This is a genomic window from Exiguobacterium sp. ZWU0009 (assembly GCF_000798935.2).
Classification (GTDB): Bacteria; Bacillota; Bacilli; order Exiguobacteriales; family Exiguobacteriaceae; genus Exiguobacterium_A; species Exiguobacterium_A acetylicum.
In genome coordinates this window covers 2,026,296-2,039,929 of sequence record NZ_CP018057.1, presented here as the reverse complement: position 1 = coordinate 2,039,929, position 13,634 = coordinate 2,026,296, and the positions used below count along the sequence as shown (strand labels likewise).

The 13,634-nt window shown below is 46.1% G+C and carries 19 protein-coding genes; all 19 read left to right on the top strand.

Annotated elements, in window-relative coordinates; translation table 11 throughout:
• Positions 1-148: 148 nt before the first annotated feature.
• Positions 149-511: a flagellar basal body rod protein FlgB gene (gene flgB, locus L985_RS10795; protein ID WP_029342079.1), complete on the top strand. Its 363-nt coding sequence runs from the start codon at positions 149-151 to the stop codon at positions 509-511.
• 3 nt (positions 512-514) lie between these two features.
• Positions 515-913: a flagellar basal body rod protein FlgC gene (flgC, locus tag L985_RS10790; RefSeq protein WP_029342078.1), complete on the top strand. Its 399-nt coding sequence runs from the start codon at positions 515-517 to the stop codon at positions 911-913.
• A gap of 17 nt (positions 914-930) precedes the next feature.
• Entirely contained in the window at positions 931-1,218 is a 288-nt protein-coding gene (gene fliE / locus L985_RS10785; protein WP_029342077.1) for a flagellar hook-basal body complex protein FliE, read from the top strand.
• Positions 1,219-1,279: 61 nt separating this feature from the next.
• A complete protein-coding gene (gene fliF, locus L985_RS10780) occupies positions 1,280-2,815 on the top strand; it encodes a flagellar basal-body MS-ring/collar protein FliF (RefSeq protein ID WP_231925634.1) in 1,536 nt (511 codons plus the stop codon).
• 4 nt (positions 2,816-2,819) lie between these two features.
• Complete coding sequence (fliG, locus tag L985_RS10775; protein WP_029342075.1) at positions 2,820-3,827, top strand: flagellar motor switch protein FliG; 1,008 nt, start codon at positions 2,820-2,822, stop codon at positions 3,825-3,827.
• Positions 3,811-4,548 (top strand): FliH/SctL family protein, encoded by a 738-nt coding sequence (locus tag L985_RS10770; RefSeq protein ID WP_047393803.1) that lies wholly within the window; start codon positions 3,811-3,813, stop codon positions 4,546-4,548. The genes fliG and L985_RS10770 overlap by 17 nt, the downstream gene beginning before the upstream one ends.
• On the top strand, positions 4,541-5,854 hold the full coding sequence (fliI, locus tag L985_RS10765) for a flagellar protein export ATPase FliI (RefSeq protein WP_029342073.1): 1,314 nt from the start codon (positions 4,541-4,543) through the stop codon (positions 5,852-5,854). The genes L985_RS10770 and fliI overlap by 8 nt, the downstream gene beginning before the upstream one ends.
• A gap of 12 nt (positions 5,855-5,866) precedes the next feature.
• Positions 5,867-6,301 (top strand): flagellar export protein FliJ, encoded by a 435-nt coding sequence (locus tag L985_RS10760; protein WP_029342072.1) that lies wholly within the window; start codon positions 5,867-5,869, stop codon positions 6,299-6,301.
• Positions 6,298-6,843, top strand: a complete 546-nt coding sequence (locus tag L985_RS10755; protein ID WP_047393806.1) for a MotE family protein — start codon at positions 6,298-6,300, stop codon at positions 6,841-6,843. The genes L985_RS10760 and L985_RS10755 overlap by 4 nt, the downstream gene beginning before the upstream one ends.
• 13 nt (positions 6,844-6,856) lie before the next feature.
• Positions 6,857-7,975, top strand: coding sequence for a flagellar hook-length control protein FliK (locus L985_RS10750; protein WP_052169454.1), 1,119 nt, complete (start codon positions 6,857-6,859; stop codon positions 7,973-7,975).
• A complete protein-coding gene (locus L985_RS10745) occupies positions 7,968-8,438 on the top strand; it encodes a flagellar hook capping FlgD N-terminal domain-containing protein (RefSeq protein WP_047393808.1) in 471 nt (156 codons plus the stop codon). The genes L985_RS10750 and L985_RS10745 overlap by 8 nt, the downstream gene beginning before the upstream one ends.
• Positions 8,438-9,292, top strand: coding sequence for a flagellar basal body rod protein FlgG (flgG, locus tag L985_RS10740; RefSeq protein ID WP_029342068.1), 855 nt, complete (start codon positions 8,438-8,440; stop codon positions 9,290-9,292). Before L985_RS10745 ends, flgG begins: the two co-directional genes overlap by 1 nt.
• Positions 9,289-9,525, top strand: a complete 237-nt coding sequence (locus tag L985_RS10735) for a flagellar FlbD family protein (RefSeq protein ID WP_047393810.1) — start codon at positions 9,289-9,291, stop codon at positions 9,523-9,525. Before flgG ends, L985_RS10735 begins: the two co-directional genes overlap by 4 nt.
• A 19-nt stretch (positions 9,526-9,544) precedes the next feature.
• Positions 9,545-9,949, top strand: a complete 405-nt coding sequence (locus L985_RS10730) for a flagellar basal body-associated FliL family protein (protein WP_231681733.1) — start codon at positions 9,545-9,547, stop codon at positions 9,947-9,949.
• Between the two features lie 9 nt (positions 9,950-9,958).
• A complete protein-coding gene (gene fliM, locus L985_RS10725; RefSeq protein ID WP_029342065.1) occupies positions 9,959-10,942 on the top strand; it encodes a flagellar motor switch protein FliM in 984 nt (327 codons plus the stop codon).
• Position 10,943: 1 nt separating this feature from the next.
• The gene (gene fliY, locus L985_RS10720) at positions 10,944-12,092 is read left to right on the top strand and encodes a flagellar motor switch phosphatase FliY (protein ID WP_047393813.1); all 1,149 of its coding nucleotides are present in this window, start codon (positions 10,944-10,946) and stop codon (positions 12,090-12,092) included.
• 12 nt (positions 12,093-12,104) lie between these two features.
• Positions 12,105-12,470, top strand: a complete 366-nt coding sequence (locus L985_RS10715) for a response regulator (protein ID WP_029342063.1) — start codon at positions 12,105-12,107, stop codon at positions 12,468-12,470.
• Positions 12,467-12,958, top strand: a complete 492-nt coding sequence (locus L985_RS10710; RefSeq protein ID WP_047393816.1) for a flagellar biosynthetic protein FliO — start codon at positions 12,467-12,469, stop codon at positions 12,956-12,958. Before L985_RS10715 ends, L985_RS10710 begins: the two co-directional genes overlap by 4 nt.
• Entirely contained in the window at positions 12,955-13,623 is a 669-nt protein-coding gene (fliP, locus tag L985_RS10705; RefSeq protein WP_047393818.1) for a flagellar type III secretion system pore protein FliP, read from the top strand. Before L985_RS10710 ends, fliP begins: the two co-directional genes overlap by 4 nt.
• Positions 13,624-13,634: the final 11 nt, after the last annotated feature.

Here is a 13,634-nt window from a genome sequence, read left to right as displayed (position 1 = left end):
AACAGATTATTAACATCTCATTACCCTATTTTTCAAAAAACTTCTTTTCAAACATTGACCTATTTGTTTCAATTATTTCAGATATGTTACTAACGACTTACTTTTTGTCGTGAATTTGAATATAGTTTCCATGAGTGGAGGAAAGAAGATGAATTGGTTAGGGTCTGACTATAACGTAATGACACAAGCTGTCAATCGAACGGTTATGGCACAGGAAGTTATCGCTAAGAACATCTCGAATGTCGATACGCCTGGGTATAAGGCAAAGCGTGTCACTTTTGGAGATGTGCTCGATTCAGAGATGAAAATGAGTTTAAAGCGACACGCAACAATCGGAACTTCTGGTAGCATCGTCGATCGACCAAATACGATGCGTAACGATGGAAATGGTGTCGATATCGATCTTGAGATGTCTGAATTATCACGCAATCAAATTGAGTACGAGGCGTTGGTCGAACAGTTGAATCGCAAATTCTCTGGCATTCAGTCTGTTATCCGAGGAGGAAAGTAATCGATGAGTATGTTCAACGGATTTCATACGTCTGCATCCGGGTTAACTGCCCAGCGTTTGCGGCTCGATACAGTCTCGGCAAACATCGCGAATGCTCAAACGACAAGAGGTGAGCTCGTCAATGGACAGTGGCAACCGTATGCGAGAAAACTCGCTGTGTTGAAAGAGACCGCCAATGGTGTCACGGTCAGTGAATTGAAGAAGGATCCTGAACCATTCAAATTAGAATATAATCCGACGCATCCAGATGCGGATGAACTCGGGTACGTCAAGATGCCTAATGTCGATATCTTAAAAGAAATGGTCGACATGATGGGCGCGACACGCTCTTACGAAGCGAACGTAACGGCTTTGAACGCGACAAAAGCGATGCTCGTCAAAGCGATGGAGATTGGTAAATAAGTAGAGGAGATGAAGAGATGGCAATTCAACCAATTCAAAACATGCAGATGGTACTACCCACGCAGACAGTCGCTAAGACGACACCAAGTGATTTTAGTGAGGTGCTCAGCGAGGCGATGAACGGACTGAATGCAACGCAACACGCCTCATCTCAAGCTCGTGTCGATCTCGCGACAGGAAAGACGACGGATCTACATAACATCATGATTAAAACAGAAGAGGCATCGCTTTCTATGCAACTCGCCCTTGAAGTCCGTAACAAAGGCATCGAAGCATACCAAGAAATGATGCGTATGCAACTGTGACTGTTAAGGAAAGCGTGGGAGATGTTGAATGAACGAACGTTTAAAAGCTCGATTAGGAGCTATGAATACGACATGGAAAGAATGGTCACTTGCGAAAAAGGCGACGATTTTAGGAATCATCGTCGTCGTTTTAGCGGCGTTGATTGTTGCGATCATCTGGTTATCTAAACCAACGATGACGCCTCTTTATTCGAAGCTATCCCCTCAAGAGGCGGGGCAAGTGACGGAAAAGCTAAATGAAGATGGAATCGCATCGGAAGTCGTCACTGAAGCAAATGGCGTGACGATACTTGTTCCAGAAGCAAACGTTGAAAACTTAAAAGTCGAATTAGCGACGGCTGGTATACCAAAATCCGGTCAAATCGACTATTCCTTCTTCAGTGAAAACGCTGGATTCGGAACAACGGATAAAGAGATGAACATTCTCGAACGCGATACGATGCAGACGGAACTTGAAAACTTGATCACACAAGTTAATGGGATCGAGTCAGCAAAAGTCATGATCACTCTCCCGGAGAAGAGTGTTTTTCTATCTGATGAAAAGGAATCTTCAACGGTTTCTGTCGTCTTGACTTCTAGCGCGGGTAGTAATCTTAACAATCAGACGGTTCAAGGGTTGTATCATTTGATTGCAAAGAGTATTCCGAACCTTAAAGAAGAAAACATTACGATCATGGATCAGTATTTTACGTATTACGAGCCAGGATCTGCTACGCAAACAGCGGGTGGAACCGATCCGATGGCGCTGAAGAAAACGACGGAAAACGATTTACGCAAGCAGATTCAGCAGATGCTATCTGTCGTTCTCGGTCCACAAAAAGCACTCGTTTCAGTCACGGCAGATGTCGATGTCACGAAACGTCAGGAAGAACAAAAGCTTGTTGAGCCAGTAGATCCCGATAAAATCGAAGGGATCGTCACGTCTGCTGAAAAAGTAGCAGAAGCGTACACAGGCTCTGCAAATGCTGGTACAGCAGGTACGGGGCAAAATGAGACGACGAATTTCCCAGCGGGTACTGGAACGACGGGTGATACGAGTGAGAAAACACACGATATCATCAACTATGAAGTCAATCGAATCACAAAACAAATCACAGGAGCTCCTTACGAGATTCGTGATTTAGGAATTCAAATCATCGTCGAGCCACCAAAAGGTCAGAATCAGATCGATCCACAACTACAAACTGACTTACAGACGATGATGTACTCGATCATCCGGACATCATTAACGAAGACAGATGCGAAAGCAACGCTGACGGATGCAGAACTTGCCAATAAGGTCGTTGTCATGTCTCGACCATTCGCGGAAACGACGGCAGCGACGAAAACGACGACGGCAACACCGATGTGGGTTTGGTTCGCCCTTGGTGGAGCGGCAATCCTCGTCATTGGAGCAGTCATCCTCCTCATGCGTCGACGGAGAGCGAATGAAATCGAAGAACTTGAGGAATGGACACCGATTGAGACGGAAATTCCGGAATTATCAACAGAAGATACGAGCGACGGTGCAGTCAAACGCAAACAGCTTGAAAAACTCGCTGAATCCAATCCGGATGAGTTTGCGAAATTATTACGTACTTGGTTAGCGGAGGATTGATGAGATGAAGAAGCTAGAAATGAACAGTCGGGAAAAGGCTGCGATTCTCATGATTTCGTTAGGTCCTGAAGTCGCTGCCAGTGTATATAAACATTTATCGGAAGAAGAGATGGAATGGTTGACCCTTCAAATCTCAAGTATGAAACGAGTCGATCCAGAAGATAAGTTAGTCGTTCTCGAAGAGTTTCATGAACTAGCGATGGCGCAAAACTACATCACTCAAGGTGGAATTGGGTTTGCTAAATCGGTTCTAGAGAAGGCGCTTGGTGAAGAAAAGGCGATGGAACTCATCTATCGCCTGACATCGACGTTACAAGTCCGACCGTTTGAGTTTGCACGAAAGGCAGACCCAAAACAGCTATTGAACTTCATTCAAAATGAACATCCGCAAACAATCGCGCTTGTTCTTGCCCATCTTGATCCTGCTAAATCAGGACAAATTCTCTCGGAGCTACCGGCAGAAGCACAATCCGATGTAGCACGACGGATTGCGACGATGGACAGAATGAACCCGGAGATCATTAGCGAAGTAGAGCAAATTCTCGAACGGAATCTGTCACAAGCAGGCATGCAAGATTTTGCGCAGTCTGGCGGTATCGAGGCGGTCGTTCAAGTATTGAACGGGGTCGACCGGACGACGGAACGAACGATTCTCGATACGCTCGAGATTCAGGATCCGGAACTCGCAGAAGAGATCAAAAAACGGATGTTCGTCTTCGAAGATATCGTCACGCTCGATGCAAGGGCGATTCAGCGCATCATTCGCGAAGTATCGAACGAAGATCTACTGTTGGCACTCAAAGTATCGTCAGACGACGTCAAGGATATGGTCTACCGCAACATGTCACAACGGATGGTCGAATCGTTCAAAGAGGATATGGAATTCATGGGTCCTGTTCGTCTCCGAGACGTCGAAGAAGCACAAAGTCGAATCGTCGGAATCATCCGCCGCTTAGAAGACATGGGTGAGATCGTCGTGGCTCGTGGTGGAGGAGATGATATTGTTGTCTAACGTCATCAAAAGACAAGCTGTGATTGAACGACAGGAACGAACACTCGTTCAAGTCCGAAATGCTCAGGAAGAATCGGCAATCGTTCCAGATACGTTCTATGAAGAGCGGATGGCAGAAGGTCAAGCTGAACTAGAACGTCTTCGCCAGACGATGGTTCTAGAGTTTGAACAGCGTCAGCGTGAGTTTGAACAAGAACGTCTTCAGGCATTAGAGGAAGCACGTCAACGAGGATATGAAGAAGGACACCAGGCTGGATTTGAAACAGGACGTGCGGAAGGACAAGCAACGTTCGAAGAGCAAATCGCAACGACAAATACGTTTACTGCACGAATCGAAGAGCAAAATCAAGAGCGATTGATGCGATTGGAACATGAATTGTGTGTTCTTGGACTCCAGGTGACGCATCAGTTTCTAGAGCAGTTACATGATGAAGAAGAAGAGGCATTATACCAATTATTACATCAGTTGATCATTCAGTTCCGAGATCGTGAAAAGATCATTATCTACGCTTCACCAGCGGATTTTGAACGGGTCGTTCTGCTTGAAGAGCAGCTCCAAGGTGTTCTAGGTGCTAATGCGACGATTCAATTACGATTTGATCCAGCGCTTAAAGCACGCGATTATCGGATCGACTCGGAGAATGGAGCAATCACAGGTGGTTTGACAAGTGGCTTTGAAGCCCTACAAACCAAAATCAAAGAGGTTTTACATCATGTTTAACGTAAATGCGATTCAAGCCGCAGTTCGAGAAATTCGTCCGGAAGAACTCGTTCAGCATTCCGGAAAGGTCGTACAAGTGATTGGATTGATGATTGAATCACGTGGACCAACGGCTGTCGCAATCGGCGAGCGTTGTTTGATCCAAATTCAACAACGGCAGACGATTGAAGCGGAAGTCGTCGGTTTTAGAGAAGGTCACGTCCTACTCATGCCGTATGGTGAAACGACATCGATTGCTCCAGGCTCGATTGTTCTTGCGACAGGAAAACCACTCCACGTCCCTGTAGGGGATGAACTGATCGGTAAGGTGCTCGATGGTCTAGGGAGACCACTGGATGGGGAGTCATTAGAAAATTTACGTACGACATCAATCGTTCGTAAACCACCTAGTCCGTTGGAGCGACCTCGTATCAGTGATGTTCTCTCGACGGGCATCCGTGCCATCGATGGGCTACTAACAGTCGGTCAAGGGCAACGCGTTGGTTTATTTGCAGGATCAGGAGTTGGGAAGTCGACACTACTCGGTATGATTGCAAAACGATCGACAGCAGACATCAACGTCATTGCCTTGATTGGTGAACGAGGACGCGAAGTCAAGGAATTCGTGGAGGCAGAACTCGGTGAAGAAGGAATGAAACGCTCCATCTTGGTCGTAGCGACAAGTGATCAACCGCCACTTGTTCGTCTAAAAGGCGCCTATACGGCAACAGCCATCGCTGAACATTTTCGGGATCAAGGTAAGAATGTGGTCTTGATGATGGACTCTGTCACACGTTTTGCGATGGCACAACGAGAAATTGGTCTTGCGACAGGTGAACCGCCTGCGTCAAAAGGGTATACACCAAGCGTTTTTGCTCTTCTTCCTCAGTTACTCGAACGTAGCGGGAAAACGCAAGATGGCTCGATTACGGCTTTTTATACTGTGCTCGTCGATGGAGACGACATGAATGAACCGATTGCTGACGCTGTACGAGGGATCTTAGATGGTCATTTCGTTCTTGATCGTAATCTTGCGAACAAAGGACAGTTTCCGGCGATTCATGTCTTACGATCCATCAGTCGTGTCATGAATCAAATCACGACTGCTGAACAAAAGACAGCTGCCGTCGCATTTCGCCAGCTGTTATCGACGTATCTTGATTCGGAAGACTTAATCAATATCGGCGCCTACAAAAAAGGGACGAACCCAGAAATTGATCGTGCCGTTGATAAATATCCGGAGCTGATCCGTTTTTTAAAACAACAAATCCATGAAGACAGTGACTTCGAAAAAGCTTGTCAGCAACTCATGGCAACGATTCAGTAAGGAGGACGGAAGATGAAGACGATTTATGAACGAATCATTCCTTTGGCTGAAGCAGAGAAAGATCGCGTCGCAAAAGAATTGAGCCTTCATAAAAAACAATATGAGATTGAAGTCGAAAAACTATACCATCTGCTCGTCCGATATGAATCCTTTCTGAAAGCGCAAGATGAGATTGGCATCGTCGAATTAACGTCTTCGCAATATCGGGAGCGGGCTCGAGATGTCGTGAAACAAGAAATCGAACGGCAACAACTGTACGTGACACAATCGAAAAATCGCTATGAACGCGCACAGGAAGCACTCGAACGAGCATTGATCGAGGAGAAGAAGTTTAGTCGTCTGCAGGAGAATCATACGGTTGAAACAAAACGAATCGAAGCATTGACGGAACAAAATCAATTAGATGAACTGGCATTGTTACAGTTTGGAAGAGGACGGATGATATGAGTGAAAATAAAACGTCAAAAGGATGGATCTTACCTTTATTGATCATCCCTTTGATTTTAATCTTGCTGACAGCTTATTTCGTATTAAATTATGCGAATGGACGTCCACTGCTATCCTTACCGTTCGCAACGGAAAAAACGACTATGAATCAAGCAAATCCGTCAGCAGAACTCGAACGTCGTCTGAAAGTAGCAAATCAAGAAATCAAGAAACTACGCAATCAAAGCAAGGAACAATCGGATACTTTAAAAGCTAAAGAACAGGAAGTCGAACGTTTGATTGCAGAACGGGATCGTTTAAAACAAACACCGACGCCCGCGACTACGGATCAAACGAAGACGACGAAGAAAAAAGCAGCATCTGTGACAGATGTCTATGCTGAAATGGCACCAAAGGATGCTGCGCTCATCTTAAACGAACTCAGTCCGACAGAAGTCGTACCGATCATCGAGGACATCGATGCGGAACAACAGGCGGCGATCATTGCCAAGATGGATGCTAAAAAAGCGGCGGCCTTAACACAGCTACTCGCGACGAAGTAAGGAGGGAAGCCAGATGAACATGACGGAAGTAATACAATCATCTTCCCCGAACTTGAATACTGGAACAGGGAAAAAAGGAGAGATGACCACGGTTGGTGGTCAATTTGCTTCGTTACTGGATTATCTGACGAAGTTATCAACAACGTCATCGTCACCGGTCTCAGCTGATTTGACAGCACTCGAGACGAAAGTGGAGACACCACTATTACCGGATTGGATACAAGAACTCGTAGATCAACCGGACGAGCTTCTCTCTTTACTGAAACAACCGGAAGTAGAGGCGTTAAAACAAGAACCAAAGAAAATGGAACAACTACTAGCGTTCGTCAAACAATTGCTTGAGGGAAATGTCGAGCAGGCGAAAAATCAGTTCGATCAATTGCCACCATTGCTTCAGCAAGTCGTCTTGCAGACAGTAACGAACGATACGATCAAAATGAAAGATCATCATACGAACAACTTAAAACAACCATTACTTACTACGATTGAAGGAGACATTTCCGCGTTGCCTGTGAAACAGACGCTCCCGCAAACTGGTCCTATTGTCGAAACGCTCAAGTCGGACACTGTAGCTGTAGCTGAGCAGGCAAAAGGAAAGACACCGCTCCCGTTGGCATTCGCTTCACTCATGCGAAAAGCGACCATGCCCGTTGATCCAGAAGGAAAAGCCGCGCTGACTCCAATGAGCATGCCGATTTACAAAGGTACCCCGTTGCAAACGATTCGTCCAGTGCCGCTACCCGTACCAGAACAGATTCAACAACGGATTGAAGCTGCACTTCAACAGGCACCGTTCTTAAAAGGTGTTGACGGGTCAACTCGATTGTCGATTCGTCTTTATCCAGAGCAGCTTGGAGAGGTCGTCGTTCAACTCGATCGTAAGGAGGGGGCATTGACCGTCAAACTGTTTGCGAGTACTGAGCAAGCGAAACAATCGATCGAGCAACAACTCGGAAAATTGCAGACAGCTTTACACCAGCAGACGCCAGTCGTGAAGATCGAGACGGGGATGATCGCATCTAGTGCACGGGAGTTTCAACAGTCCTTCACACGTGATCAGCAGGAGCATGAGTCCCCTTATCAAGAAACATCAGCTCCAGTAGAGGAAGAAGAGGAGGAAGACGATGACTGATGCAATCAAAACAGAGGGTACTTCATACCAGCTTCCTGAAAAGTCACAAGTACCGACGAATAAAGCAATGGATAAAGATATGTTCATGAAAATTCTGATTGCCCAGCTGTCGAATCAGGACCCGACGGCACCGATGGAAGATAAGGATTTCATTGCTCAGATGGCGCAGTTTTCTTCACTTGAACAGATGCAAGCAATCGGGAAGACGATGGACACGATGGTCTTGAACCAACATGCGACGGCGTTATTATCCTACAGCAATCTGATTGGTAAGAACGTCAGTTATGAAGCCGAGTCAAAGACGACCGATGCTTCTGGAGCAGAACAGACGACGACCGTCGAAGAGACAGCCAGTGTCGTTAGTGTAAAACGGGATGGGCTGGATATCATGGCCGAACTATCGAACGGAAAACAGATCAGTGTATACGAGTTGACGCAGATTCAATCAAAGGAGGAAAAATAATGTTACGTTCAATGTATTCAGGAATCAGTGGGCTTAAGAACTTCCAGACGAAACTGGATGTCGTCGGGAATAACATCGCGAACGTCAACACGTTCGGTTATAAAAAAGGACGGGTGACGTTTAAGGATCTTGTCAGCCAATCGGTTGGTTCATCATCAGGTGCTGGTGGCAATGTCGGTGGAACGAACCCAAAACAGGTCGGTCTCGGAGCATCGATGTCAACAGTCGATAATGTGTATAACCAAGGTGCGCTTCAGAATACGGGTCGCGTCCTCGATGTCGGGATTTCTGGGGAAGGATTTTTCCAAGTCGTCACGGCGGAAGGGATTCGTTATACACGCTCGGGTAACTTCTATACCGATCTTGAAGGAAACTTGGTTACCGGTGACGGAAACTATTTGATTGGTAGTGATTCTCAAGCAATTGCAGATGGCGAGACACCACCGGTACCCCTTCCGGAAGCAGGTGGCGCAGGGTTCCAAAAACTAAAAGTACCAACGGATGCACGTAACTTATCAATCGGTAAAGACGGTCTCGTCACTTACGTCGATACGACAGGAGCATTACAAAATGTCGGTTATATCACGATTGCGAACTTTGCTAACCCAGGTGGTCTAGAAAAATCAGGTGTCAACGTGTTCGCAGCGTCACAAAACTCTGGTGAGCCAGTACTTGGAACACCGAGCTTGAACGGAATGGGGCAATTGACATCTGGAACGCTTGAAATGTCAAACGTCGACTTATCAGAAGAGTTCACGGAGATGATCATTGCTCAACGTGGTTTCCAAGCGAATACGCGAATCATCACGACTTCTGACCAAGTTCTTGAGGAATTGGTCAACCTGAAACGATGATTACGCTAACGACATTACGTGATGCACCACTCGTACTAAACGCCATACTGATCGAATCTGTCCGTTCCACTCCGGATACGACGATTCAACTCGTTGGCGGACAGATTTATGTCGTGAAGGAATCAATAGAAGAGGTCAAGGCAATCGCAATCGCTTTTTATCAACAAATCGGATTAGCGGGCTTGAACAGTGTAAGGAGGCTCGAAGATGGCCGAGGAAAAGAAGAAGAGTAAACTAAAAATCCCTTTAATCATGATCATTGTCGCAGCACTGATGGTTGGAGCAGGTTATATGATCATGAATTACTTTTTAGCTAATGATACGACAGAAGCAAAAGTCGAACAGCCGACAGGTGAAGAACTTGATGCACGAAGTCTTCAGACAGACGACTTGACGACGAATATCGCTGATGAACGTTTTTTGAATGTCCAATTTACGATCGTTACAGACGATCAAGCAACACGTGATGATTTAGAATTACGAAAGTTTCAAATTAATAACATCATCTTAGGTGATTTATCTGCGATGAAAAAGTCGGACTTAGACTCAAAAGCGGATATGGAGAAGCTCGAAGAACGATTACGGATGCAGTTCAAGAAGCTCATTCAAGAAGGTGATGTCCAGCGTGTCTATACGACGAAAAAAATCATCCAGTGAGGTGGCAGCATGAGCGAAGTATTATCCCAACATGAAATCGATGCCTTGCTATCAGCCATTTCAAGCGGAGATATGGAAGTCGAGGAAATCCGAAGCCAAGAGGAGCAGCGCCGTGTCAAAGTCTATGACTTTAAACGAGCGCTTCGCTTCTCAAAAGATCAATTACGGAATTTGACGCGTATCCATGAACAGTTCGCCCGAGTGTTGACGACGCATTTTTCTGCACAACTTCGGACGTACGTCCAGTTCACGGTCAATACAGTCGAGCAACTCCCGTACGATGAATTCATTCATTCTATTCCGAACATGACATTGATCAATCTTGTGAACCTTCATCCGCTTGATGGAAAAGTCTTGTTCGAAGTCAATCCGAACATTGCTTATGCGATGCTCGATCGATTACTTGGAGGACCGGGTGAAGGGATGAACAAGATTGAAAATTTGACGGAAATCGAGACGCGTATTCTGACACAATTGTTTAAACGTGCCTTCGTCCAATATGGCGCCGCTTGGGAGTCGGTGACGGAAGTCGAGGCGGAGTACGACGATTTAGAAATCAATCCGCAGTTTCTACAGCTCGTTTCTCCGAATGAGACGGTCATCCTCGTTTCGATTTACGTAACGGTTGGAGAAGTGAGCGGTACGTTGAACGTCTGCCTGCCGTTCGTGACCCTTGAATCCGTTCTTCCGAAATTATCAAGTCATTATTGGATGCAACAAGAAAAGCGAACGACAGCAGATAATCAAGAGTCTGAACACATGCAAACGCAGTTGATGAGTTCCGTCGTCGATTTAAAAGCAGTGCTCGGCCAAACAGAGCTATCGTTTGGTGAATTGTTACACCTCGAAGTAGGCGATTGTTTATCCCTGAAGACGCGAGCCTCAGATGCCGTCGATGTATTCGTCGATGACCGGAAGATGTTCAAAGCCCGACCGGGACTAAATGGGAAACACCTCGCTTTGCAAGTCTTACAACGAATTGAGGAGGAATAACATGAGCGATATGCTTTCGCAAGATGAAATCGATGCGTTGTTACGCGGAACGCCATCAAACGATGAACCGCAAGATTCGGACGCAGAGGAAATATTAGATGATATGGAAATCGATGCGCTAGGGGAAGTCGGAAACATCTCACTTGGGAATTCAGCAACGGCCTTATCGGCATTGTTGAATCAAAAAGTAGAAATCACGACACCACATGTTCGGATGATTTCGATGGAAGAATTACGAAGTCGTTATCCGATTCCGCACGTCGCGTTGCGTGTCGGCTATACAGAAGGATTTAAAGGAGAAAATGTCCTGATTCTGACACAGCGAGATGCTTCTGTCATCGCGAACCTGATGATGGGAGGCGATGGTGTCATTGATGAATCGCTGGAGATGGAGCCGATTGCTCTATCTGCTGTACAGGAAGCGATGAATCAGATGATGGGAGCTGCTGCGACATCGATGTCGACCGTGTTCTCCATGCGAATCGATATCTCACCACCTGCTGTTGAAATTTTTGATTTTTCACAAGATAAGAGTATCGTCGATAGCTTTTCTCTTTGGGAGAGCATGGTCATCATCGAGTTTGATCTGAAGATTGGCACGATGATCGATTCAAAAATCGTTCAATTAGCACCACTGGACTTCTCGAAACAATTGATTCAAAAACTCTTTAGCGCGAGTACGACCCAACAAGCAGAACCTGCACCACAAGCAACGGCACAAGCGCAACCAGAACAACCACAAGCGCAACCAGAACAACCACAAGCGAAACCGACACCGGCACCAGCGATGGAACAACGAACGGTCGTCCCACCACCTGAACCGAAAGCAACGCCAGTCGGTGTCAGTCCGGTTCAATTTAGTCAGTTAGGTGAGATGGAAGTAGAGGGCACGCCAGGGAATATCGGAATGTTATATGATGTTCCGTTGAACGTCACGGTTGAGTTAGGACGGACACGCCGCTCCGTTCGTGACATATTGGAATTAACACAAGGTTCTGTCATCGAGCTGGATAAACTGGCAGGGGAACCAGTTGACGTTCTTGTCAACAATACATTGATCGCAACGGGTGAAGTGGTCGTCATCGAAGAGAACTTCGGTGTACGCATTACGGAAATCGTAAATACAAAAGAACGTCTTCGGATGTTCTAAGGAGGAACTAATATGAGTGCAAAAGTATTAATCGTAGACGACGCCGCTTTCATGCGGATGATGATCAAGGAAATTCTATCGAAGAACGGCTATGATGTCGTCGGTGAAGCAGAAAACGGACGCGAAGCGGTCACGAAGTATAAGGAATTGACACCGGACCTCGTCACGCTAGACATTACGATGCCTGAGATGGACGGAATCTCTGCGCTTAAAGAAATCAAAGCATTCAATCCTGCCGCTAAAGTCATCATGTGTTCGGCGATGGGGCAACAGTCGATGGTCATCGACGCGATCCAAGCAGGTGCAAAAGATTTCATCGTCAAACCGTTCCAAGCGGATCGTGTGCTTGAAGCGGTCTCGAAAACTGTCTCGTCATGAAAAAAGTGACTTTGCTGATTTGTCTTCTGTTTCTGCTGACACTTCCTGTACAGGCTGAAACGGTCGAAGAAAAATTAAATCCAACCAAGAACGATGCACCGACGACTCAGCAAGTCGATGAGAGTCCTTCCATGGCATTGACCATCTTTAAAGGAGTCGTCGTTCTCGTCGTCTTGATCGGCGGATTCATCCTCGTGACACGTTTTATTCACGAGCGGACGCGAGGCGTCAGACATTCCGGACGATTGACCCATCTAGGTGGTGTACCACTTGGTAAGGATCGATCGGTTCAGTTAGTGAAAGTGCAGGATAAGATTTATGTAGTTGGTGTTGGTGAGAACGTACAACTCTTAGACACGCTGGACGATTTAGAGGGATACGAACCGACGGATCTTGAAGAGTCATCTTCGAAATCAGCACCTTCACCATTTCTTGAGACGTTCAAACAACAACTCGAGCAACTGCAGAAGAATCGAGGGCGCTCATGAATACGATTGAAAACCTGATCTCACTAGATACTCCGTCAGGAACAGCAACATCGATTAAACTGCTCGTATTACTGACGTTGTTATCACTGGCGCCCTCGTTACTAATCTTAATGACTTGTTTCACGCGTGTCGTCGTCGTGTTGTCGTTCGTACGTTCGGCTCTCGGAACACAACAGACGCCGCCGAACCAGCTACTCGTCGGACTGGCCTTATTCATTACGCTTTTCGTCATGTCGCCCGTCATATCGGAATTAAACACGACGGCTTTAAAACCATACATGGCTGATAAAATTAGTCAAGATGAAGCGTTTGATAAAGCAGGAGATACGATGAAACGCTTCATGTCGAAGCACACGCGAACGAATGATTTAGAACTATTCTTAAAATACGGTAATTATGAAAAACCGAAAAAGATTGAAGATATTCCACTCGTCGCACTCGTTCCAGCATATGCGATTAGTGAATTAAAGACGGCCTTTCAAATCGGCTTCATGATCTTCATACCTTTTCTTGTCATCGACATGGTCGTCTCGAGTGTTTTGATGTCGATGGGGATGATGATGTTGCCGCCGGTCATGATTGCGTTACCGTTTAAGTTGCTGTTGTTTATTTTAGTCGATGGCTGGCACCTGATTGTTGAATCACTGCTCGTCAGTATGCGTTAGGGGGAGAGAAG